The 22,275-nt window shown below is 67.5% G+C and carries 26 protein-coding genes; 10 read left to right on the top strand and 16 right to left on the bottom strand.

Annotation, left to right across the window (positions count from 1 at the left end; translation table 11 throughout):
* Nucleotides 1-3 precede the first annotated feature (3 nt).
* From TSH64_RS14590 to TSH64_RS14575, 4 genes are all read right to left on the bottom strand, one after another.
* The gene (locus TSH64_RS14590; protein ID WP_109445903.1) at nucleotides 4-858 is read right to left on the bottom strand and encodes a carbon-nitrogen hydrolase family protein; all 855 of its coding nucleotides are present in this window, start codon (nucleotides 856-858) and stop codon (nucleotides 4-6) included.
* Entirely contained in the window at nucleotides 855-1,118 is a 264-nt protein-coding gene (grxC, locus tag TSH64_RS14585) for a glutaredoxin 3 (RefSeq protein WP_014248998.1), read from the bottom strand. Before grxC ends, TSH64_RS14590 begins: the two co-directional genes overlap by 4 nt.
* A gap of 117 nt (nucleotides 1,119-1,235) precedes the next feature.
* Nucleotides 1,236-2,003, bottom strand: a complete 768-nt coding sequence (locus TSH64_RS14580) for a ComF family protein (protein WP_109445901.1) — start codon at nucleotides 2,001-2,003, stop codon at nucleotides 1,236-1,238.
* A gap of 12 nt (nucleotides 2,004-2,015) precedes the next feature.
* Nucleotides 2,016-2,282: a flagellar biosynthetic protein FliQ gene (locus tag TSH64_RS14575; RefSeq protein ID WP_109051833.1), complete on the bottom strand. Its 267-nt coding sequence runs from the start codon at nucleotides 2,280-2,282 to the stop codon at nucleotides 2,016-2,018.
* Nucleotides 2,283-2,393: 111 nt separating this feature from the next.
* On the opposite strand from TSH64_RS14575, the gene TSH64_RS14570 reads away from it, so the two are divergent.
* On the top strand, nucleotides 2,394-3,305 hold the full coding sequence (locus tag TSH64_RS14570; protein ID WP_109445899.1) for a methyltransferase domain-containing protein: 912 nt from the start codon (nucleotides 2,394-2,396) through the stop codon (nucleotides 3,303-3,305).
* Nucleotides 3,306-3,324: 19 nt separating this feature from the next.
* On the opposite strand, the gene TSH64_RS14565 is transcribed toward TSH64_RS14570, so the two are convergent.
* The 3 genes from TSH64_RS14565 to TSH64_RS14555 form a co-directional block, all read right to left on the bottom strand.
* Nucleotides 3,325-4,095 carry a sulfite exporter TauE/SafE family protein gene (locus TSH64_RS14565; RefSeq protein ID WP_109445897.1) on the bottom strand — a complete coding sequence of 257 codons (771 nt, stop codon included), beginning with the start codon at nucleotides 4,093-4,095 and terminating at the stop codon, nucleotides 3,325-3,327.
* A 151-nt stretch (nucleotides 4,096-4,246) separates the two neighbouring features.
* Nucleotides 4,247-5,167: a replication protein RepA gene (locus tag TSH64_RS14560; RefSeq protein ID WP_109051836.1), complete on the bottom strand. Its 921-nt coding sequence runs from the start codon at nucleotides 5,165-5,167 to the stop codon at nucleotides 4,247-4,249.
* A 330-nt stretch (nucleotides 5,168-5,497) separates the two neighbouring features.
* Nucleotides 5,498-6,337, bottom strand: a complete 840-nt coding sequence (locus TSH64_RS14555) for a universal stress protein (RefSeq protein WP_109445895.1) — start codon at nucleotides 6,335-6,337, stop codon at nucleotides 5,498-5,500.
* Between the two features lie 520 nt (nucleotides 6,338-6,857).
* Here TSH64_RS14555 and TSH64_RS14550 point away from each other — a divergent pair.
* Nucleotides 6,858-8,603, top strand: a complete 1,746-nt coding sequence (locus TSH64_RS14550) for an EAL domain-containing protein (RefSeq protein ID WP_109445893.1) — start codon at nucleotides 6,858-6,860, stop codon at nucleotides 8,601-8,603.
* Nucleotides 8,604-8,633: 30 nt separating this feature from the next.
* Here TSH64_RS14550 and TSH64_RS14545 read toward each other — a convergent pair whose 3' ends face one another.
* The 6 genes from TSH64_RS14545 to TSH64_RS14520 form a co-directional block, all read right to left on the bottom strand.
* Nucleotides 8,634-9,125, bottom strand: coding sequence for a protease complex subunit PrcB family protein (locus TSH64_RS14545; protein ID WP_109445891.1), 492 nt, complete (start codon nucleotides 9,123-9,125; stop codon nucleotides 8,634-8,636).
* Nucleotides 9,126-9,132: 7 nt separating this feature from the next.
* A complete protein-coding gene (locus tag TSH64_RS14540) occupies nucleotides 9,133-10,314 on the bottom strand; it encodes a M20 aminoacylase family protein (protein WP_109445888.1) in 1,182 nt (393 codons plus the stop codon).
* A gap of 81 nt (nucleotides 10,315-10,395) precedes the next feature.
* The gene (locus TSH64_RS14535; protein ID WP_109445886.1) at nucleotides 10,396-11,031 is read right to left on the bottom strand and encodes a glutathione S-transferase C-terminal domain-containing protein; all 636 of its coding nucleotides are present in this window, start codon (nucleotides 11,029-11,031) and stop codon (nucleotides 10,396-10,398) included.
* Between the two features lie 123 nt (nucleotides 11,032-11,154).
* Complete coding sequence (locus tag TSH64_RS14530) at nucleotides 11,155-11,403, bottom strand: DUF1272 domain-containing protein (protein ID WP_109445884.1); 249 nt, start codon at nucleotides 11,401-11,403, stop codon at nucleotides 11,155-11,157.
* 134 nt (nucleotides 11,404-11,537) lie between these two features.
* Nucleotides 11,538-13,199, bottom strand: a complete 1,662-nt coding sequence (locus tag TSH64_RS14525; RefSeq protein WP_109445882.1) for a response regulator — start codon at nucleotides 13,197-13,199, stop codon at nucleotides 11,538-11,540.
* A gap of 65 nt (nucleotides 13,200-13,264) precedes the next feature.
* Nucleotides 13,265-13,639, bottom strand: coding sequence for a response regulator (locus TSH64_RS14520; protein ID WP_109445880.1), 375 nt, complete (start codon nucleotides 13,637-13,639; stop codon nucleotides 13,265-13,267).
* Nucleotides 13,640-13,871: 232 nt separating this feature from the next.
* Here TSH64_RS14520 and TSH64_RS14515 point away from each other — a divergent pair, with 232 nt between their 5' ends.
* From TSH64_RS14515 to TSH64_RS14485, 7 genes are all read left to right on the top strand, one after another.
* Nucleotides 13,872-14,438 (top strand): invasion associated locus B family protein, encoded by a 567-nt coding sequence (locus TSH64_RS14515; protein WP_109445878.1) that lies wholly within the window; start codon nucleotides 13,872-13,874, stop codon nucleotides 14,436-14,438.
* A 78-nt stretch (nucleotides 14,439-14,516) separates the two neighbouring features.
* Nucleotides 14,517-15,686 (top strand): 23S rRNA (adenine(2503)-C(2))-methyltransferase RlmN, encoded by a 1,170-nt coding sequence (gene rlmN, locus TSH64_RS14510; RefSeq protein WP_109445876.1) that lies wholly within the window; start codon nucleotides 14,517-14,519, stop codon nucleotides 15,684-15,686.
* 195 nt (nucleotides 15,687-15,881) lie between these two features.
* The gene (locus TSH64_RS14505) at nucleotides 15,882-16,145 is read left to right on the top strand and encodes a hypothetical protein (RefSeq protein WP_014248979.1); all 264 of its coding nucleotides are present in this window, start codon (nucleotides 15,882-15,884) and stop codon (nucleotides 16,143-16,145) included.
* A 276-nt stretch (nucleotides 16,146-16,421) separates the two neighbouring features.
* Nucleotides 16,422-16,811, top strand: coding sequence for a succinate dehydrogenase, cytochrome b556 subunit (gene sdhC / locus TSH64_RS14500; protein WP_098738833.1), 390 nt, complete (start codon nucleotides 16,422-16,424; stop codon nucleotides 16,809-16,811).
* A gap of 11 nt (nucleotides 16,812-16,822) precedes the next feature.
* The gene (gene sdhD, locus TSH64_RS14495; protein ID WP_098738834.1) at nucleotides 16,823-17,218 is read left to right on the top strand and encodes a succinate dehydrogenase, hydrophobic membrane anchor protein; all 396 of its coding nucleotides are present in this window, start codon (nucleotides 16,823-16,825) and stop codon (nucleotides 17,216-17,218) included.
* A 5-nt stretch (nucleotides 17,219-17,223) separates the two neighbouring features.
* Entirely contained in the window at nucleotides 17,224-19,008 is a 1,785-nt protein-coding gene (gene sdhA, locus TSH64_RS14490) for a succinate dehydrogenase flavoprotein subunit (protein WP_109051846.1), read from the top strand.
* 26 nt (nucleotides 19,009-19,034) lie between these two features.
* Nucleotides 19,035-19,811, top strand: coding sequence for a succinate dehydrogenase iron-sulfur subunit (locus TSH64_RS14485; RefSeq protein WP_109051847.1), 777 nt, complete (start codon nucleotides 19,035-19,037; stop codon nucleotides 19,809-19,811).
* A 67-nt stretch (nucleotides 19,812-19,878) separates the two neighbouring features.
* On the opposite strand, the gene TSH64_RS14480 is transcribed toward TSH64_RS14485, so the two are convergent.
* Nucleotides 19,879-20,088: a hypothetical protein gene (locus tag TSH64_RS14480; RefSeq protein WP_109445874.1), complete on the bottom strand. Its 210-nt coding sequence runs from the start codon at nucleotides 20,086-20,088 to the stop codon at nucleotides 19,879-19,881.
* Between the two features lie 232 nt (nucleotides 20,089-20,320).
* On the opposite strand from TSH64_RS14480, the gene TSH64_RS14475 reads away from it, so the two are divergent.
* Nucleotides 20,321-21,169, top strand: coding sequence for a branched-chain amino acid aminotransferase (locus TSH64_RS14475; protein WP_109445872.1), 849 nt, complete (start codon nucleotides 20,321-20,323; stop codon nucleotides 21,167-21,169).
* Here TSH64_RS14475 and TSH64_RS14470 read toward each other — a convergent pair.
* Entirely contained in the window at nucleotides 21,145-21,450 is a 306-nt protein-coding gene (locus tag TSH64_RS14470) for a hypothetical protein (protein WP_109445870.1), read from the bottom strand. The genes TSH64_RS14475 and TSH64_RS14470 overlap by 25 nt on opposite strands.
* A gap of 86 nt (nucleotides 21,451-21,536) precedes the next feature.
* Entirely contained in the window at nucleotides 21,537-22,169 is a 633-nt protein-coding gene (locus TSH64_RS14465) for a helix-turn-helix transcriptional regulator (RefSeq protein ID WP_109445868.1), read from the bottom strand.
* Nucleotides 22,170-22,275 lie beyond the last annotated feature (106 nt).

The following is a 22,275-nucleotide window of genomic DNA, read 5'->3' as shown; positions in this document are numbered from 1 at the left end:
GGGTCAGAACCCGATCCGCTCCACCTCGAAGGCACGGTCGTGGGTCAGCGACGGTACCATGCTGCGGGCTTCCGCGATGCGGTCGAGGTCGAGGTCGGCAGTGATGAAGCCGACATCGGTGCCGGCATCGGCCAGCACCTCGCCCCACGGCGCGATCAGCAGGGAATGGCCGTAGGTCTGGCGGCCCTGGTCGTGGCTGCCGGTCTGGGCCGGGGCAACGACGAAGCAGCCGGTCTCGATGGCGCGTGTGCGCAGCAGCGTGTGCCAGTGGGCGCGGCCGGTCGGCACGGTGAAGGCGGCCGGCACCGTCAGGATCGACGCTCCCGCCTTGGCCAGCGCCCGGTAGAGATAGGCGAAGCGCACGTCGTAGCAGACGGTCATGCCGATGCCGCCCCATGGGCTGGAGGCGACGACCGCGCGCTCGCCCGGCCGGAAGGTGGCCGACTCGCGATAGGATTCGCCGTCCTTCAGCGTGACGTCGAACATGTGAATCTTGTCGTAGGAGGCGACGACCCGCCCCCCGGCATCGAACAGATGGCTGCGGTTGGCGGCGCGCCCGTCCTCCAGCAGGACATGCAGGGTGCCGCCCAGGATCCAGGCCCCGGTTTCCCGCGCCAGATCGGCGAAGAAGGGGATGCCGGGATGCTCCGCCTCGCTGCGGACGCGCTGCATGGTCTTGTCGCGGCCTTGGACGATCCAACCGACATTCTCCGGCAGGGCGATGAAGTCCGCCCCGGCGTCGCGGGCGCGGCGGACGAGATCGCCCGCCGCCCGAAGGTTCGGCTCAAGCTCTGTGCCCGCATTCACCTGGACGCAGGCGGCCTTCAGCACGCCGGTGCCGGCGGCGCCCCCGCTCACGCGGCGATGCCGAGCAGCGGGTCGAGCTTGCCGGCGCGATCCAGCGCGTGGATGTCGTCGCTGCCGCCATACGGCTTCCCGTCGATGAAGATCTGCGGGACGGTGGTCCGTCCTTCCGACCGCTCGATCATCTCGCTGCGGCGGCCCGGCTGGGCGTAAAGGTCGATTTCCTCGTATGTCACGCCCTTGCCGTCGAGCAGGCTCTTGGCCCGCATGCAGTAGGGACAGAAGGGCGTGGTGTAGATGACGACGTCGGCCATGCCACTGGGCTCCTTTTGGACGTGGAGAAACTATAAGGTCAACCCACGAGGGGCGCCAGACGTTGCAGCCCGCGTGCAACGCCGGTCAGCGTCGCCGGCCGCGGCCCTTTTCAAGCGTCAGCGCTGCACCACACGCGCCAGGGTCAGCACGTCCACCCGCGCCGCGCCGGCGCGCAGCAGGACCCGCGTGCATTCCGCCAGCGTCGCCCCGGTGGTCATCACGTCGTCGATCAGCACCAGCCGCTGTCCCGTCACCTGTTCCTTTGCCGATTGTCCCGGCCGCAGGCGGAAGGCGCCCTTGACGTTGCGGTGGCGCCCCTGGCGGTCCAGCCCGCCCTGGGTCGGGGTGGAGCGGTGGCGTTGCAGCAGGTCGGGCGTGGCGGGAACGCCGCTGTGCCGCGACAGCGCCTGTGCCAGCAGGGCCGCCTGGTTGTAGCGGCGGCGGAACAGGCGGCCGCGGTGCAACGGCACCGGCAGCAGCCGGTCGGCATCCGCCAGCAGCTCCTTGCCGGCCCGCGCCAGCCAGACGCCATAGGATTTGGCGGCATGGATGCGGTCGCCATGCTTGAAGCCGAGGACCAGCGGCCGGCTGCCGTCATCATAGGCCAGCACGGCGCGGGCGCGGGCGAAAGGCGGCGGGGCCGCCAGACAGGCGCCGCACAGCGCGCCCTCCTGCGCCTCATACTCGAAGGGAAGGCCGCAGCAGGCGCACAGCGGCGGGGCGATGAAGGTCAGCTTGACCCAGCAGGCCGCACACAGGCCGCCCTGCCGGTCCACCGCCTCGCCGCAGCTGAGACAGCGCGGCGGTAGCAGCGCGTCCAGCAGCAGGGCCGCCGCACCGCTGGCGATGCGGCCAAGTCCGGAAAGCGGCGCTGGCGCCTGCATCGGCCCGGTCCGTCACTGCAGCATGGCGATGCGCTCGAAGATCACCGCCGTATAGTCGCGCAGCGCCAGATAGATCGCCGGGCCGGTGACGAACAGGATCAGCAGGGTGGCGAAGAACTTCATGTCCTGCTGCAACGACGACTCGTTGATGTTGGTGGCGCTCTGGAACAGCATCAGCCCGGCCGACAGCAATGCCGTGATGCCCAGCGTCGGCAGCGAGATTTTCAGGATGACCATCAGCGCTTCATGACTGACGGCAATGGCCTCGTCGATGCCCATTCCGATGCCTGTCCGGTTTTCCTCCCATTCGGGAGCGCTGCTGTGGAGAAGGTGGCTGGGCTGCGAGTGTAGCACGGTTGTCGTGCCGCCGGCCTGGGGTATAGTGCGGCCATGACAAGCCCCGACAGCATGACCGTTTTCGACCGTGCGCTCGTCCGCCGCCGCCGTGACCGCGCCGTCGCCGAATTCACCGACCACGCCTTCCTGTTCAAGGAGATCGCCGACCGCCTTGCCGACCGGCTGGAGGACGTGATCCGTCCCTTCCCGCTGGCGCTCGACGTCGGCTGCCACGACGGGGCGATGGGCCGGATCCTGAAAGGCCGCAAGGGGATCGAACGGCTGGTCGCCTGCGACCTGTCGCCGGAGTTCGCCCGTGCAGCCCTCGCTCCCGGAAATCCCGCGGTCGCCGCCGCCATCGCCGCCGACGAGGAGTTCCTGCCCTTCGCCCCCGGCAGCTTCGATCTGGCCGTCAGCAATCTCAGCCTGCACTGGGTCAACGACCTGCCGGGCGCCCTGGTGCAGATTAGGCAGGCGCTGAAGCCCGACGGCTTCTTCTGCGCCTCCATGCTGGGCGGCCAGACCCTGGCCGAGCTGCGCCGCTGCCTGTATGAGGCGGAGATGGAGGTGTCGGGCGGCGTCTCCCCCCGCGTGTCGCCCTTCGCCGAGATCAAGGATGCCGGCGGGTTGCTGCAACGCGCCGGCTTCGCCCTGCCGGTGGTCGACAGCGACGTGATCACCGTCACCTATTCCGACGCCTTCGCCCTGATGCGCGAACTGCGCGGCATGGGCGAGACCAATGCCGTGCTGGCGCGGCGCAAGGTCCCCGCGACCCGTGCCTTGCTGTTCGACGCGGCCCGGCGCTATGCCGAGCTTTATGCCGAGCCGGACGGGCGGATCCCGGTGACCTTCGAAGTGCTCTACTTGGCCGGCTGGTCGCCGCATGAGAGCCAGCAGCAGCCGCTGAAGCCCGGCAGCGGGCAGGTTCCGCTGGGCGACGCGCTGAAGGGCGGCGGTATCCACTGAAACAGGGCGAGGGGCTGGTTTACGCAACCAGCTTCCAGGCCATCCAACCCAGCACCCCGGCGTTCACCAGCATGATCGCCGGGGCGACGCGGGCGACCGCGGTGCGCCAGGTGCGGCCGGCGATATGGCCGGCCAGCCCGACCGCCAGCAGGCTGGGCACCGTGCCGAGCGCGAAGGCCGCCATGCCGAGTGCGCCGGTCAGCGCACTGCCGCTCGCCGCCGCCACCGCGATGGCGCCATAGAGCATCCCGCAGGGAATGAAGCCCAGCGCCACCCCCAGCCCATAGCCGCGCCAGCCCGTCGGGTTGCCGAACAGCGGCCGGGCGAGGCCGGACACCCGCTCGCTCCACCAGCGTTGTACTCCGTTGCTTCCCAGCGAAGGAGCCTTGGGCAGCCAGGACAGGACGCCGCGCGCGGCATAGCCGAGGAAGAACAGTGCCGCCAGCGCCAGCAGCGCCACCGACAGCCAGCGCAGTCCCGGCAGCGCCCCGACATGGCCGGCGACCGAGGCCGACAGCGCGCCGACCAGCGCATAGGTCGTCGCCCGGCCGGCATGATAGGGCAGCACCGCCGCCCCGGTCAGGCGTCGGAACTCCGACATTGCCGACAGCGGCACCCGCTCCAGCCGCGCCGACACCTGGGCCAGGACGAAGGGGCCGCACATGCCGGCGCAATGGGTGGTGCCGCCGACCAGTCCGGCGGTCAGCAGGGCCAGCAGCAGCCCGCCGTCGCGGTCGATGACCACGGCGCACTGGTTCAGTCCGGCATCCAGCAGCGACAGGGCGTCCAAGGCAAAGCCTCTCCGGTTCGGGAACTGGCGGCGATCTTAGGAGGAGGGGAGGGGGCCCCCCAATGACGTGGGTCAATGGTGGGCAGGCTTGCCGGGGTGTGGGGCAAAGCGACCGCGAACGATTCTGTGCCGGTCGCTTAACCCCACGCCCTTACGCCAGCAGGCGGGCGATGGGCGGGCGGCTGGGATGAAGGACGACGCCGTCGTCGGCCGGTTCGACCTTCGCGTCCGGGTAGGCGGCCAGCGCATATTGCAGGGCCTGGACGAAGCGCGGCTTGAAATGCTTCATCTGGTCATAGCCGGCACCGAACTGCGCATAGAGCGACGGCCAGGAGATCGGCTGCGGCCGGCTCAGCGAATGCAGCCGGTAGGCGAGCCAGACATAGAGATCCAGGCTCAGCGAACGGTCCTTCAACTGCCGCACCGCTTCCTCCAGCAGGGGAACCGGATGGTCGCGCAGGGCCTGGAAGAAGGTCTCGTCCAACTGGACCACGTCGTTCCACAGCGTGCCCTGGCGGTCGTCGCCGAGAGCGTCATGGAAGATCAGGCCGCGCTTGACGATGCCGCCCTTCTCGAAGACGTCGGCGTCCTCGCCGTCCCAGAAGAACTTCAAGGAGCAGGCGGAGATGCGCAGCGACTGTTCGCGGAAGCCGCGGAAAGTCTCGCCGCCGACGCTGATGCCCATCCGGGTCAGCCAGTCGCGCATGGAGCGGCCGAGTTCGACTTCGCGGCGGCCGGTGCGCACGGCCTGGGTTTGCAGATAGATCAGGATCATCCGCGCCCGCGCGCCATAGGGCACTCCGAACAGCTTCATCTTGCCGTTCACCTTCAGCCGGCCCGGTTCGACCAGCAGCGTCACCTGATGGCCGCGCTTTTCCCAGGGCATGTCGTCGGCCAGCTTCTTGTGCGGAAGGCTGGTCAGGCAGAAGCCGCTGTAGGTGATGCCGAGATGCTGGTTCTCGTCCGCCAGGATGTCGGCGGCGATGTCCACCAGCGTCCGCTCTTCGGGCCGGACCAGGGCGCGCGCCTTGTCCCGGCCATGCTCGATCACGAGCCTGTGTATGTCGCCCATAGCAGCCTCACCCGGATGTTGTGGCATCCTGGTGAGCGGCGGCCGATGGAGTCAATGTGGGGTTAGGCGACCGTGCTAGTCGACGGTTAGTTGTTAGACTTATTAGTTGAGTCGCCGCTTGTCCCCATGGGGAAACCCCGAGTCGCGCCGCTTTTCCCCACGAATCCGCCGCTTTTCCCCAAGGGGATCAGGGTGGACAAAGAGGCGCGGTCGCTTTTCCCCACGGGCTGGGAGGAGCGACTCGCGATGGTTGCGGAGGGACTCGGGGAAGACGCGGGCGGTCGCTTAACCCCACGGGTCGGGGAGGGCGCAGCCGGAAGCCGCACCCCCTCAATGGCTCATCAGCACCGGAACGGTCATGTGCTGCAACATGAAGCGGGTCATGCCGCCCAGCACCAGCTCGCGGAAGCGCGAACGGCCATAGGCGCCCATCACCAGCAGGTCGCAGCTTTCGTCGGCGGCCATGTTCAGCAGGGTGTCGCCGGGCTCCACCACGTCGGTGGCGACATGGGTGGCCTCCACGCGGCAGCCGTGGCGGGACAGATGGCGGGCGATGTCGGCGCAGGGCTCGTCGCCCAGGCCGTTCGGGCCGGGCTTCGGATTGGCCGCCATCACCACGACGCGCTTGGCGGCGGTCAGCAGGGACATGGCGTCGCCGATGGCGCGCGCCGCCTCGCGGCTGCCGTTCCAACCGACCAGAACCCGCTCGCCGATGGTGGAGAAACGGCCGGCATAGGGCACGACCAAGAGCGGCCGGCCGCATTCGAACAGAAGGTCCGCCGGCTGGGCGACGAGCTGGTCGCGGTCGCGGTCCGGATCGGGCTGGCCGACCACGACCAGATCGGCATAGCGGCCGCGGACCGCGGCGGCGATGGTCGGATCGGCTTCCTGCGCCAGCCATTCGGATCGGTCGGTCATGCCGTGCAGGCGCATGACGTCGTCGAAGGCCGCCTGCATCCGGTCCGTCTGGTCCTTGCGGCTCTGGCGGCGGCTTTCGCGCAATTCCTGCGGGATTTCGGCTTCGATGTAGCCGGGGAACACCGTGTCGGTGAAGGCATAGAGCGCGGTCAGGTGCGCATCGCACCGCGCTGCGAGCCGTGCTGCGAGGTCGAGACGCGCTGCGGACGCGGGCGTATCGTCGACGACGACCAGGAAGTCCTTGAGAGCCATGGCGTGGTTCCTGCCCAGAATGGTGATGGTTGCCCGTCATTGGGGCTTTTCATCATGGGATTTGCGGCAAGGCGGCGCCGGGTCGGGCGACATCCTCGACGTCGTTGTCCCCACTTGTCTTGGCAGTATAAATCCGCGCCTGCCCGCCGATGTCCTTCCATTACAGGGCACAGCCATGCCTTTGCCGCGTTCCTGCACCGCACAAGACTGATTGTCCGCCGAACATTCGACTTGAGATGCAATCGCAGGCCGCAGACACCCCGATAGAAAACGAAACCCATTCCTCTATTCGCACAGTGAGAAACAGAAAAGCGGGATTGTGCGTTCGGCGGTGGTGCAACCCGCGCTTGAATGAATACTATGATATGCCCATGGATATGCAGCCGTGTCTCCGATGGATCGGCTATAGAAACGTTCAAGCTCTGTTGCACTAAGGCAGCTTTGGTTTTGACGGGCGGGTGACACTTCGCGTAAGTGTTGGGTATCGATTTCCTGATGAGTACCCCACTCTATCCTCGCCATGAGTCCTGATCCCCGAATCACCGCGCTGGCCGACGCTTTATCGGGTGCCACATCCGGCGCGCCGGGGCTCGACGCCCTGCGTCAGATTCTCGACGCCATGACGGTGAAGGTCGCGTTGATGGACCCGCAGAGGCGGCACATCTATGCCAACCGCGCCTATCTGGAGATGATGGGGACAACTCTGGAGAAGGCGGTCGGCACCACCATCGGCGACCTGCTGGGGCAGGACCAACTGCGCAACACCGTCGGGGCGGCCAAGCGCGCGCTGGCGGGCGAGACGGTGCAGACGGAAGGCTGGATCACCCAGGCCGACGGGCAGCAGCGTTACGTCACGCGGCTTCATGCGCCGCACCGGGCGGAAGACGGCGCCATCGCCGGCTACTTCGTCATCCTGCAGGACATGACCGAACGCCGTCAGGTGCAGGACGACCTGTTCCGCCTCGCCTATTACGACCCGGTGACCGGGCTGGCCAACCGCCTGATGCTGCTGAAGCACATGGCGGACTACCGCAACATGGGCGAGCCCTTCACCCTCGTCATCCTGGACATCGACCGTTTCGCGGAAATCCGCAGCAGCATGGGCCAGGGCTTCGCCAACGAGGTGCTGGACGGTCTGGCCCAGCGGATGGCGGCGCAGGCCGCCGCCTTCGACCTGATCGCCCGCGTCAGCGACCATGCCTTCGCCATGCTGGCCGGCGGCGCCTGCGACCGGCCGGTGCTGGAGGGCGCCATCGAGGAGCTGGCGGCGGTGGTGCGCTCGGCCCGCTCCAGTTCGGGCGGTACGGTGTTCCTGTCCGCCAGCATCGGCGTCGCCATCGCGGCGCCGACCCACGAACGGCCCGACGACGTGCTGCGCGATGCCGAGATCGCCACCGCCCGCGCCCGTGAACAGGGCGGCGGGCGGCAGGCCTGGTTCGACCCGGCGATGCACTCCCATGTGGTCGAGCAGGTGCGGCTGGAGCATGACCTGCGCAGCGCATTGGACGGCGGCAGCGACCTGTGGGTCGCCTATCAGCCGATCGTGGAGATGGTGACCGGCGGGCTGGCGGGGTTCGAGGCGCTGATGCGCTGGAACCACCCGGAACGCGGCAACATCCCGCCCGGCATCTTCATCCCCATCGCCGAGAGCACCGGTCTGGTCGTGTCGCTCGGCACCTGGGTGCTGCGGCAGGCCTGCTTGCAGATCGCGGAGTGGCAGGACCGCCGCGAACCGGGCTCCGCCCCGCTGTTCATGAGCGTCAACCTGTCCACCCACCAGCTGTCCGATCCCAACTTCGTCCAGGTCGTGCGCGAGGTTCTGCGCGAGACCGGGGTGGAGCCGTCCTGGATCAAGCTGGAGCTGACGGAAAGTGCCGTCATGGACAAGGCGGAACAGTCGATCCGCCTGCTGCGCGACTTGCGGGCGCTGGGCATCAAGCTGTCGATCGACGATTTCGGCACCGGCTATTCGTCGCTGTCCTATCTGCACAAGCTGCCCATCGACAGCCTGAAGGTCGACCGCTCCTTCGTTTCCGCCATGCACCAGTCGGAGGAAAACCGCGCCATCGTCCGCATCATCATGGATCTGGCGCGCCTGCTGGGCTTCGACGTCATCGCCGAGGGCATCGAGACCAGCGCCGACGCCAATCTGCTGCGGGCGCTGGCCTGCGATTACGGCCAGGGCTATCACTTCGCCCGCCCGCTGCCGTCGGCGGATGCCGGCAAGCTGGTCGGCGGGGAGTTGCCGTGGCAGATGCCGCGGTGAAGGTGGCGGTCTGACGCCACCTCCCGCCTTCTACTTCCCCCGAACGAACTTCGGCGTCCCCGCCGTGCCGGGCAGCAGGCGGATGGCGTAGGGGCTGGTGCGCATCTGCGCCACCGCCTGGGCGGGGCCGGGCACCATCTCGTGATAGCCGACGATCAGGTCGGCGCCCTTCTGCTGCACGCTGTCGATGGCGACGCCGTAGCCGGCGCTGTCGCGCGGCCCCAGGAACACCGCCACCGCCATCCGCCCGCCGGGCAAGGAGGACGGGGCCGGTTCGCCGACCCGCGCCCACAATGCCGACCATTCGCCGGAGTCGCGGGCGACGACATAGGCGCGCTCGGCGGCGCTGCTGTGGTCGCCCTGCCAGACGGTGCCGGCCTCCGCCTGCGCCGGCAGCAGATTGCCGTCGGCGCGGTCGTTGCCGCCCTGGCAGGAGGCCAGCAGAAGGGCAGGGGCGAACAGCAGCGGGATCAGATGCGGGATTGGATGTGGGATCTGGCGGGGACGGGACGGCAGCTTCATGGGACGGTCAGGCGCTCCGCGGCAGGATCGTCTCGACCAGCGACGCCCAATAGCTGGCGCCGGTGGTCAGGATCGCGTCGTTGAAGTCGTAATGCGGGTTGTGCAGACGGCAGGAGGATCCAAGATGGCCGCCATGGCCGAGCCAGATGTAGGCACCCGGCCGCTCCTTCAGCATATAGCCGAAATCCTCCGCCGCCATGGTCGGGTCCGGCGCCCAGACGACATTCTCCTCGCCAACCACCTTGGCGGCGGCAGCGGCGGCGATGCGCGCCTCCGGCTCGCTGTTGACCGTGGCGGGATAGCCGGGGCGGAAGCGCAACTCCGCCGTGGCACCCAGACCTTCGGCGATGCTGGAGACGAGGCGGCCGAACTGCTCCTGGATGCGGCTGTGGTTCTCTTCCGAGAAGGTGCGCATGGTGCCGCGCATCCGCGCGCTGTCGGGGATGACGTTGGCCGCGGTCCCGGCCTCCACCACCGTGATCGACACGACGGCACTCTCGGCCGGGTTGGTGCCGCGGCTGACCAGGCTCTGCGCTGCGGTGATGATGTGGGCCGACACCAGGACCGGGTCGATGCCGCGATGGGGCATGGCGGCGTGGGCGCCGTGGCCGGTCACATGGATTTCGAACTGGTTGGCCGCGGCCATCACCGGGCCGGGATGAACGGCGATCCGGCCGGCCGGCAGCTCCGGCCAATTGTGCAGGCCATAGACCTGCTCGCAGTCGAACTGCCGGAACAGCCCGTCGTCGATCATCCGCTTCGCCCCACCCAGGCCTTCCTCGGCCGGCTGGAAGATGAAGTGGACGGTGCCGTCGAAGTTGCGGGTCTCCGCCAGATAGCGGGCGGCACCCAGCAGCATGGTGGTGTGCCCGTCATGGCCGCAGGCGTGCATCTTGCCGGCATGGCGCGAGGCATGGTCGAAGTCGTTGGCCTCCGGCATCGGCAACGCGTCCATGTCGGCGCGCAGCCCGATGGTCCGGCCGCTGCCGGTGCCCAGCCCCGTCAGCGTGCCGACCACGCCGGTCCCGCCCAGGCCGCGATGCACCGCGATGCCAAACTCCGCCAACTTCGTGGCGACGATGTCGGAGGTCCGCTTTTCCTCGAACCCCAGTTCCGGGTGGGCGTGGATGTCGCGCCGCCACGCGGTCATGTCGTCCTGGAAGGCGGCGATGCGGTTGTTGATCGGCATGTCTCTGACGTCTGGTTGGAACGGCCGGAGGACGTTCGGGGAAAACCGGGTGAGGACGGCTGAGGGGCGAGGATCGTCCGCTCAGCCGGAAGCGGCCAGATCGGGCACCGACATTCCGCGCTGGACCGCCGGCCTTGTGGCGACGGTGTCGTGCCAGCGCTTCAGGTTGGGGAAGCGTTCCAGCAATCCGCCGCCCGCCACCGCCGCGGCGGCGATGAAGGGGAAGCAGGCGATGTCGGCGATGGAGTAGGAGGCGCCGGCCAAATGCTCCGCCGCGCCCAGCCGCTCCTCCAGCGCCGCATAGCAGCGCATCAGCTCGCCCTTGTACAGGTCGATGGCATGGGGGATGCGGTCAGGAGAGCGGGCGGCGAAGCGCTGCATGTCAATGGCGGTGGGGCCGAGGTCGCTGATGCCCAGCATGAACCAGCTCATCGCCTCGGCCCGCTCGTCCTCATCCTCGGGCAGCAGCCGGCCAGTGCGCTCGGCGAAATGCAGCAGGATGGCGCCGGAGCCGAACAGGCGCCGCATCCGGCCGCCCGGAAGCTCTTCCGCCAGCGCCGGGATTTTGGTGATCGGGCTGACCGCCAGAAAGTCCGGCCGCTTGTTCTCGCCGGCGGCCAGATCGACACGGTGGACGGTGTAGGGCAGTCCCAACTCCTCCAGCAGGATGGAGGCCTTGCGTCCGTTGGGCGTGGGAAAGCTGTAGAGCGTGAGCATGCTGCGACGGTCCCTGCGCTCCGTCCGGGGGCGGATCCCCGGGAGCGATGGCGCCAGTCTGGCCGATTTGCGCGGCGAACGCCAGCGACAGCACTGCCGATCCGGGCCTTCGATCCGTCAGGGCTAGAACAGCGGGGTGCAGCCGTTCGGCTTCACGATGCGCGTGGCCGACGGCGGGTTGGCCGCCAGCTTCGCCACCGGGCGGATCGGCCGCCGCACCAGCTCGCCCCCGCAGTTCGGGCAGCGCTCCCCCGGCAGCCGGGCGCGGCAATCGGCGCAGAAGGTGCATTCAAAGGAACAGATATAGGCGTCCGTCGCCTCGGGCGGCAGGTCGCGGTCGCAGCATTCACAATTGGGGCGCAGGTCCAGCATGGCACAGTCTCCGGCTTGGGCGATGTGCCGGGGAGAATAGCGGGCTTCGTGCGCCGGGGTGAGTGGCGCAAGTGCCGATGGGCGTCCAAATCCTGCCAAAGTGACGCGCGCTTCCATGCCCTCCCTGGGGGAGGCTACATCGCCTCCGCCCGGCGGCCGAACAGGGCGCGCAGCTTGCGGCCGATGGCGCCGCCCAGCATGCCGTGGCCACCCCCCGCCTTTGGGAACCAGCCAGGGTCGTCGGTCTGGAAACGGCGGACAACGTGCACGAAGGCATCGACGACGTCGGGGTCGAAGTCGCGGCCCGACCGTTCGACGATCCAGGCCATCGCATCCTCCACCGCCCAGGCGCTGCGGTACTGGCGGCTGGTGATCAGCGCGTCGAACACGTCGGCCACCGCCATGATGCGGGCGCCGATGGGGATGGCGCTGCCGCGCAGACCCTCCTGATAGCCCGATCCGTCGTAGCGTTCGTGATGGTAGCGCGCGATCTCCGCCGCGATGGACAGCAGCGACCGGCCACGCAGCGGCACCGCCGCCTCGGCCAGGATGCGGTGGCCGATCTCGGTGTGGCGCTGGATCATCTGCATGTCGATGCCGGTCAGCTCGCCCGGCATGCCCAGCGTCTCGTCCGACACGCTCAGCATGCCGACATCGTGCAGCAGGGCCGCCAGCCCGACCTTCTCGACGAAGTCGGCATCAAGCTCGTCCCGGAACTTCTCGCGTTGGTGCAACTCGCGGGCGATGGAGCCCACCAGCTTCTCGATGCGCTGGAGATGGCCGGTGGCGGCGTTGTCCTTGTATTCGGCCAGCGCGCCCATCGCCAGGACGGTGGCCTTCTGCGAGGTGTTCAGTTCCTCGATCAGCAGGGCGTTTTCGAAGGCGATGGAACATTTGTTGCGGAACAGCTCCATCAGCTGCCATTCGCGGGCGGTGCCGTCGTTGCGGCCCTCGACATAGATCATGCCGGTGATGCCGCCGTTGGCGCGCAGGCGCAGCGCACAGAAATCCGGCTCGATGATCGTCTCGCTGCTGGGCGACAGCCGCTCCAGCGCCGCCTCCACCCGCGGCTCGCCAAGCTCCGCGACCTCCACGTCCTTCCACTTGGCGAAGCGGCCGGTGGAGGCGCGCACGCGGATCTTGCGGTCGCGCGGCAGAGTGTCGCCCTGGATGCACAGAAGCGCATGGTGGCCGATGCCGAGCAGTCCGACGACGCGCGGCAGGATGTTGGGAAACAGCACGTCGGGCGTGCGCATCTCCAAGAGGCCGGTGGTGGCCACCAGCATGCGGGCCAGCCCCTTGCGCCCCGCCGCCAGCGTCTGGAGGCTGGCGAAGGTGCGCAGCTGGCCAGCAACGGCGGTGCGCAGGGCGCGCGGCGTCAGCTCCGCTTTGACCCGCCAGTCGCCGACGTCGTTGGCGGCGATGGCCTCATCCTCGCTTCCCGTATCCCCGTTCCCGGCTTCGTCCTCCCGTTCATCGGTGCAGACCAGGATGCGGGTGCGCTGGTTGCCCAGTTCGCGCCGCAGATAGGCCACCAGCTCCAACCCCGCCTTCGGGCCTTCAAGCGCGGTTTCCAGCAGGATCAGGGCGGTGTCGGGATGCCGCTGCAGGGCGTCGCGCGCCTCGGCAGCGGAGGTGGCGCCGGTCAGCTCGACCCCGGCGCCGTCGATCGACAGCCCCTCCAGCGCCGACCGTGCCTTGGCCAGCAGCGACGGATCGGAATCGACGACCAGAACCTTGAAAGGTGGTTTGGCGACCGGATCGGCCATCTCCGGCCGTGCATCGTCGTGGAGCATGGCATTCCCAGCGGTTGCGCGTCTGCGGTGCGCGTCCGGCAAAGTAATCCCATTGCACGATTCATTCAACCGGCGACAAGTGCTGCCAACAGCTCCGAAGCCAGCAGGCCGGGATTGACCGGCTTGGAGATGACACGCGACACGCCCAGCTTGGCGAAGGCGGCGGATGTCAGTTCGGCCGGCACCTTGTCGTCGATGGCCGACAGGATGACGACCGGCATCTCCGGACGCAGCGTCCGCGCGGCCTTGATGACCTCGAACCCGTCATGGTCCGGCATGATGATGTCGGTGAGGACGAGGTCGAACTGTTGGACGTAAAGGATACCGATGGCTTCCGGGGCGCTGGAGCACAGGGTCAGGTCATGGCCTTCGCGGGTCAGGATCGCGCGGATCAGATTGCGCGTGACCGGATCGTCGTCCACCACCAGCAGCTTGGCCATGCCAGTCCCCGTCGCATTCATGCCGGGCGCAGGTATAGCGTGAACCCCTGGTTACGCCAGCGGCAAGTTTATGACCCTCCATTGTGCTTATGCGTGTCAAAATGTCACGCGGCGAGCAGGGCGGCCTGTGAGAAACGACCCTGCACCGGCCCGGCGGTCTTGGAATGGTCAGTCCGTTTGGGGTAGTGTCCGCCCGCACCCCACGGACCAACAACGAGCAGACGCAAGACCGATGTTGCTTCCCAACGCCGTCCGCCGATTTGCCGGGGCCGTCTTTGCCGGTTCTGTCGTCTCTTCCATCCTCGCCGCCGGCTTTCTGGCCGCCGGCATGACCGCCGCGCCGGCCGCCGCGGCCGACCCGCGCCACCTCGGCACCTTCAAGGACTGGAACGCGTTCCTGTTCGAGGAGAAGGGCCAGAAGGTGTGCTACATCTCCAGCCAGCCCAAGAAGTCGGAGCCGAAGGCGAAGCGCGGCGACATCTACACGCTGGTCACCCACCGCCCGGCGGAAAAGGCCCTTGACGTCGTCAGCGTCATCGTCGGCTATCCGTTCAAGAAGGGCAGCGAGGCCGAGGTCAGCATCGACGGCAAGGACTTCAAGCTGTTCACCGATGGCGAGACCGCCTGGGCCCGCGATGCCGACGCCGACCGCACCGTGACCGCGGCGTTGCGCAACGGCAAGCAGATGGTGGTGAAGGGCGTGTCCGGCCGTGGCACCAAGACGACCGACACCTACAGCCTGGCCGGCGTCGGGCAGGCCTATGACGCCATCAACGAGGCCTGCGGCGTGAAGCGCTGATCGCCGCAGCGGATTACTTGGTCTTTTTGCCTTCGAGTCTTTTGACTCCGCGCGCTCATGGCCCTATGTAATGGGGCCATGAGCGCCTCCAATCATGCCTCCGCCTTCGTTCTGCCGGCGACCGATGCCGACGGACGCAAGAACCTTGTCGGCCTGTCCCGCGAAGAGCTGGAAGCCGAGATGCTGTCGATCGGCCTGGAAAAGTTCCGGGCCCGCCAGCTCTGGCACTGGCTCTACCACCGCGGCTCCACCGATTTCACCGAGATGACCACGCTGGCCAAGCCGGTGCGGGAAAAGCTGGCCGACGCCTATATCGTGGCGCGGCCGACGGTGGTGACGGATCTCAAGTCGGCGGACGGCACCCGTAAGTGGCTGCTGCGCATGCCCGACGGGCAGGAGGTGGAGAGCGTCCACATCCCCGAGGAGGATCGCGGCACGCTCTGCGTCTCCTCCCAGGTCGGCTGCACGCTGACCTGCCGCTTCTGCCACACCGGCACGCAGCGTCTGGTGCGCAACCTGGACGCGGCGGAGATCGTGGCGCAGGTGATGCTGGCGCGCGACATGCTGGGCGAATGGCCGGCGCCGCCCGACGGGCGCATGCTGTCCAACATCGTCATGATGGGCATGGGCGAACCGCTGTTCAATTACGACAACGTTGCCAAGGCGTTGAAGATCGTGATGGACGGCGACGGCATCTCGATCTCCAAGCGGCGCATCACCCTGTCGACCTCCGGCGTCGTGCCGATGATGGAGCGCTGCGGCCAGGAGCTGAACGTGAACCTCGCGGTCAGCCTGCACGCGGTGACCGACGAGCTGCGCGACATCATCATGCCCATCAACCGCAAATACCCGCTGCGCGAGCTGATGGACGCCTGCCGGAACTATCCGGGCCTGTCGAACGCCCGCCGCATCACCTTCGAATATGTGATGCTGAAGGGGATCAACGACACGCCGGCCGATGCGCGGGCACTGGTCAAGCTGCTGGAAGGCGTTCCGGCCAAGATCAATCTGATCCCCTTCAACGAATGGCCGGGCGCTCCCTATGAGCGGTCGACCGCAAAGGCGATCCAGGTCTTCGGCGACATCGTCAACAATGCCGGCTATGCCAGCCCGGTCCGCACCCCGCGCGGCGAGGACATCATGGCCGCCTGTGGCCAGCTGAAGAGCGCCAGCCTGCGCTTGACCGCCGCCGAACGCGCCGCCATCGCCAACGTCATCGCGGAGAAGGACGCGGCGCTGGTCTCGTAAGGGACAGCCGACGATACTTTCGATGACGAGGGGCTTTAGGCCGGGCGTGTTGAAATCCAGCCGCCGGGCATCCATGTTCCCTGTATGTTCGAGGGCTTCGCCGATGCCGTCCGCCTCCCCCCGGAATTGCGGACGGCTCCGCGCTGTGACAGGGTGTCGCCACGTCCGCCAACCAGATCCGGTTCCAGCATCGGCATGCCCGCCCCCATCGAGGACATCATCGCCAAGGCGATCAAGGATGCCGACAAGTCCTTCTTCAACGAGGATTATGCCAAGCAGGCGAAGGCGGTGACCGCCGCCCTGAAGAAGGCGGGGTACGAGGTGGCGCCGGTGAAGCCGCCGCCGGGGCTGGTCGAATGGGCGAAGGACAACATTCCGTTCGGTCGTCTGCGTCCGGCGGAACTGATTACGCAGATGTACTCGATGATGGTCGAGAACGTGCGGCGCTTCGACAAGTAGCGCCAGCGCAAGCGCGGCGGTCCCGGACTGTCCTCATTGGCTGGTATTACCACAGGACCGGAAGGCCGTTTCTTTTCAGCCACTTCCCGCGCTGCGCCAAAATCGTCACACCAGCACTTTCGGCCACCCCCCGCCGTTGACTCGGATGCTGCGTGAGCGTAATTCATTGCGCCAACCAATAGGACGGGACAGCCGTCTCAAAAGGGCACGCACCACCCAGCCGCCGCGGCAATCGTCATGTTGCGCCGCGTCCGGCCGCGAACAGAGGACGACGCAATGGCAAACGGCAGCGGTCGGCCGCTCTCCCCGCACCTTCAAGTCTACAAACTCCCGTTGACCGCAGTCATGTCCATCACGCACCGCATCACGGGCGTCGGGCTGGCTGTGGGCACGCTCCTGCTGGTCTGGTGGCTGGTTGCCGCCGCTGCCGGTCCGGAAGCGTTTGCGCGCGCGCAGGGCTTCATCGGCTCCTTCTTCGGCCTGCTGCTGATGTTCGGCTGGTCGGCGGCGCTCTACTACCACCTGTGCAACGGCATCCGCCACCTGGTCTGGGACGCCGGCAAGTCGTTCGAGCTGACCGACGCCGACCGCAACAACAAGGTCGTCCTCGGCGCGACGGCAGTGCTGACCGTGCTGACCTGGATCGTCGGCCTGGCCGTGTGGTGAGGAGATAAGACATGGCGTCCAATAGCAAGACCCTCCGCTCGCCGTTGCAGGTCGCACGCGGTCTGGGTTCCGCCAAGCATGGCACCGAACATTGGTGGTCGCAGCGTCTGACCGCGATCGCCCTGGTCCCGCTGACCGTCTGGTTCGTTTTCGGCGTCATCCGTCATCTGGGTGCCGATCACGCCGCCTTCATTGCCTGGATGAAGTCGCCCTTTTCGGCCGTGATGATGATCCTCACCGCCGTGGTCACCTTCCACCACGCCCAGTCCGGGCTCCAGGTGGTCATCGAGGACTACGTGCATGCCGAATGGCAGAAGATGGCGCTGATCATCGGCGTCAAGTTCCTGTCCTTCGCCCTGGCGGCCGCCTGCGTGCTGGCCGTCGTGAAGATCTTCATCGGAGCCTGACGACCATGGCGACCGCCTACAACATCATCGACCATACCTATGACGTCGTCGTCGTCGGCGCCGGCGGCGCCGGTCTGCGCGCCACCTTCGGCATGGCCGAAAAGGGCCTGAAGACCGCCTGCATCACCAAGGTGTTCCCGACTCGCTCCCATACCGTGGCGGCGCAGGGCGGCATCTCGGCCGCTCTCGGCAACATGGGCGAGGACGACTGGCGCTACCACATGTACGACACCGTGAAGGGGTCGGACTGGCTGGGCGACCAGGACGCCATCGAGTACATGTGCCGCGAGGCCATCCCGGCGATCATCGAGCTGGAGCACTACGGCGTGCCCTTCTCGCGCACGCCGGAAGGCAAGATCTACCAGCGCGCCTTTGGCGGCATGACCGCGCAGTACGGCAAGACCCAGGCCTACCGCACCTGCGCCGCCGCCGACCGCACCGGCCACGCCATCCTGCACACCCTCTACCAGCAGTCGCTGAAGCATGAGGCGGAGTTCTTCGTCGAATACTTCGCGCTCGACCTCATCATGGAGGACGGCGTCTGCAAGGGTGTCTTGGCCTGGAACCTGGACGACGGCACGCTGCACCGCTTCCGCGGCCAGCTGGTGGTGCTGGCGACCGGCGGCTACGGCCGCGCCTACTTCTCGGCGACGTCGGCCCACACCTGCACCGGCGACGGCGGCGGCATGGTCCTGCGCGCCGGCCTGCCGCTGCAGGACATGGAGTTCGTGCAGTTCCACCCGACCGGCATCTACGGCTCCGGCTGCCTCATCACCGAGGGCGTGCGCGGCGAGGGCGGATACCTGACCAACTCCAACGGCGAGCGCTTCATGGAGCGTTATGCCCCGTCGGCCAAGGATCTGGCGTCGCGCGACGTCGTGTCCCGCTCGATGACCATCGAGATCCGCGAAGGCCGCGGTGTGGGTGAGCACAAGGACCACATCCACCTGCACCTGGAGCACCTGCCGCCGGAAATCATCCACCAGCGCCTGCCCGGCATCGCCGAGACGGCCAAGATCTTCGCCGGCGTGGACGTCACGAAGGAGCCGATCCCGGTTCTGCCGACCGTCCACTACAACATGGGCGGCATCCCGACCAACGTTCACTGCGAGGTGCTGTCGCCGACCGCTTCGAACCCGGATCAGGTGGTGCCGGGCCTTATGGCGATTGGCGAGGCGGCCTGCGTGTCGGTCCATGGCGCGAACCGCCTGGGCTCCAACTCGCTGCTCGATCTGGTGGTGTTCGGCCGTGCGGCCGCCATCCGCGCCGCCGAGATCGTCCAGCCGGGCAAGGCCCCGTCGGTCAAGCCGGACGCTTGCGACAAGGCGCTGGAGCGGTTCGACCGCATCCGCAACGCCAAGGGCTCGATCAAGTCGGCCGACCTGCGGCTGGACATGCAGCGGACGATGCAGAACAACTGCGCCGTCTTCCGCACCGGTGAGGTCCTGGACGAGGGCGTCAAGAAGATCGACGCGGTCTATGCCAAGAAGGGCGAGATCGCCATCTCCGACCGCTCGCTGGTCTGGAACTCCGATCTGGTCGAGGCGCTGGAGCTGGACAATTTGCTGGGCCAGGCGGTCGCCACCCTGCATTCCGCCCAGAACCGTCCGGAGAGCCGCGGCGCCCATGCCCGTGAGGACTATCCGAACCGCGACGATGAAGGCTGGATGAAGCACACCGTCATCTGGGTCGCGGACAATGGCGAGACGAAGATCGATTACCGCCCGGTCCATATGTACACGCTGACCGATGAGGTCGAGGTCTTCCCGCCCAAGGCCCGTGTGTACTAAGGCCCGCCGGATAAAGGAAATCAGCCATGGTTGAATTCAACCTGCCAGCCAACTCCAAGGTCGGCGTCGGCAAGACCGTGAACGTCGCGAGCGGCGCCAAGCGGGCCAAGACCTTCAAGATCTACCGCTGGAACCCGGACGACGGACAGAACCCGCGCGTCGACTCCTATGTGGTCGACCTCGACAAGTTCGGGCCGATGATCCTCGACGCGATCATCTACATCAAGAATCAGGTCGACAGCACGCTGACCTTCCGGCGCTCCTGCCGCGAGGGCATCTGCGGGTCGTGCGCGATGAACATCGACGGCACGAACACGCTGGCCTGCCTGAAGGCGATCGACGAGGTTCCGGGCGACGTCAAGATCTACCCGCTGCCGCACATGCCGGTGGTGAAGGATCTGGTCCCCGACCTGAAGCACATCTATGCCCAGCTCGCCTCGATCAAGCCGTGGCTGCAATCGCAGTCGCCGGCCCCGAGCCGCGAGCGGCTGCAGTCGCCGGAGGACCGCGCCAAGCTGGACGGCCTCTACGAGTGCATCCTGTGCTTCTGCTGCTCGACCTCGTGCCCCAGCTACTGGTGGAACGGCGACCGTTACCTCGGCCCGTCGATCCTGCTCCAGGCCTATCGCTGGATCGCCGACAGCCGCGACGAGATGACGGGCGAGCGCCTCGACAACCTCGAGGATCCGTTCCGTCTCTACCGCTGCCATACCATCATGAACTGCACCAAGGCGTGCCCGAAGGGTCTGAACCCCGCCAAGGCCATCGCCGAGATCAAGAAGCTGATGGTTGCGCGCCGCTGATCGCGGACAAGCGTTCGCGACACGGAAAAGGCGCCCCCTCGGGGGCGCCTTTTTCATTTTGGGGCTTCTAGACGAAGTCCGGGTCGGTCGGGCGCGACGGCGGCAGGTCGTTGCCGGGAGCCGGGCTGTCGGTGGTGCCGGGGCCGCCGGGGTTGGGCAGGTCGGGGTTGTCGGTGCCCGGCAGATCGACGCCGGGAATATCCTCGTGCGGGCCGGGGAAAGGGCCAGAGGAGAAGGTCTGCGGGGCGGCGCTGAGGCCGGGATCGGCGATCGGCATGAGGCGGTTTCCCTCTGTCGGTGGATTGCGGTTGCTCGCTCTTCCCTATCAACGGCCGAAGCCGCAATCCGCTCCATCGCACGGGACGATTGCGTGCGCACCGGTTGACCGATGGCGGCGAGGGGGTATGCTCTTCGGGAGATCACCAACGACCACGAACCACGAATGGGCGGTGCCGGCCGGCGTCGCCCCGCGTAGGGACACATTTTCTTTCTAGGGAAGGACCGAAATCATGGGCGGCATGGCAGGCCAGGCGTGGAGCTGGATCCAGGGCGAGTGGGTGGAGGGCAATCCGCCCATCGTCGGACCGCTGTCCCACACGCTGTGGCTCTCTTCGACGGTCTTCGACGGCGCGCGTGCCTTCCAGGGCGTGGCCCCCGACCTCGACCTGCACTGCGCCCGCGCCATCCGGTCCGCCCAGGTGATGGGGCTGGAGCCGATGGTCACCGCCGGTGAGATCGAAGAGCTGTGCTGGGACGGCATCCGCCGTTTTCCCAAGGAAGCCGAACTGTACATCCGCCCGATGTTTTACGCCGACGACGGCTTCGTCGCCCCGGCGCCGGAGAGCACGCGCTTCGTCCTGTCGATCTACGAGGACCCGCTGCCGCAGCCGACGGGCTTCGCCGCCTGCATCTCCACCCGCCGCCGGCCGATCCCGACCATGGCCCCGACCGAGGCCAAGGCTGCCTGTCTTTATCCGAACGCCGGGCTGGCGCTGACCGAGGCGCGCAAGCGTGGCTTCCAGAACGCCATCATGCTGGACGCCATCGGCAATGTGGCCGAGTTTGCCACGTCCAACCTCTTCATCGCCAAGGACGGGGTGGTGCGCACGCCGGTGCCGAACGGCTGCTTCCTGAACGGCATCACCCGCCAGCGCATCATCGCCCTGCTGCGCAATGATGGCGTGACGGTGGAGGAATGCACCCTGACCCCGCAGGACGTGTTGGAAGCCGACGAGGTCTTTTCCACCGGCAACCACGCCAAATGCGTGCCGGTGATCAAGGTGGAGGACCGCAGCCTTGCGGCGGGACCGCTGTTCCAGCGGGCGCGGGCGCTTTACTGGGAATACGCTTTCCGCTGATCGAGCAGCGCCACCGCCGCCCGGCGGTGGTGGGCCAGCGTGGCGGCCAGCCGGGCCAGCCACGCGTCGGTCCGGCAGGTCGCGGCGGTCAACGCGCCGCGGCGCCGGGCCGTGGCGAGGCGTGCTTCCGCCGCGAGCGTGCTGTGCAGACGGAGCGTTGCCGCGCGTTTGAGGGCGTTGGCGCGGCCTGGACCGCCGAGCAGTGCGGAGCGAAGCTCCTGCTTCGGCGGCTTGGCGTCATGGGTGCGGTGAAGGCTGTCCAGGCGGGCGGCACGGTCCATGGAATGGACGATAGCGCCTGTCGGGATATGCGGTAAAGGCAAATTTTCCTAGGATCGCGCGCCGGGTGGGGAGGTGTTTGCCCCCCTCACTGGCTCGCCCAGATGATCCGCGCCATCCAGGCAACGTCCGACAGCGGGATGCTGCGGTCGGGGTGGGCCCGGTTGATCGACAGCAGTTCGATCTTGGTCGCCGTCTCGCGCATCAACTGCTTGGCCATCACCTCGCCGCCCTTGGTGCGGACGACGACGCGGTCGTTGCGGCGGATCTGCGCGGCAGGCGAGACGATGATGGTGTCGCCGTCGCGATAGACCGGCTCCATGCTGTCGCCGGAAATCTCCAGCGCATAGGCATGCGGGTCGCCCAGGCTCGGAAACAGCAGTTCGTCCCAGCCGCTGCCGGCCGGGAAGCCGGCATCGTCGAAATAGCCGGCCGACCCGGCCTGGGCATAGCCGATCACCGGAACCCGTTGGAGCGGGGTGGTGCCGGCGCCGTCGCCGACCAGCGACACGAACTCCGACAGGGAGGCGCCGGTGGCGTCCAGCACCTTGGAGATGCTTTCCGTCGACGGCCAGCGCAGCTTGCCGTCGTTGGTGGTGCGCTTGCTCTTGTTGAAGGTGGTCGGGTCCAGTCCGGCGCGCCGTGCCAGCCCGGAGGCGGAGAGCCCGTGCTGTGCCGCGAGGCGGTCGATGGCCCGCCAGATGTCCGTATGTTTCAGCATGGGACGATAATCTCATAAAGCGGCGACAGCGTCCCTAGGAACTTTTTCATAAAACCATTGACCGCGGGCAGTGGCGGGAACATAACGCAAACAGAAGGCGCGGCCG

Source organism: Azospirillum sp. TSH64, assembly GCF_003116035.1.
In the GTDB taxonomy this organism is placed as follows: Bacteria; Pseudomonadota; Alphaproteobacteria; order Azospirillales; family Azospirillaceae; genus Azospirillum.
This window is presented reverse-complemented; position numbering and strand designations above follow the sequence as displayed.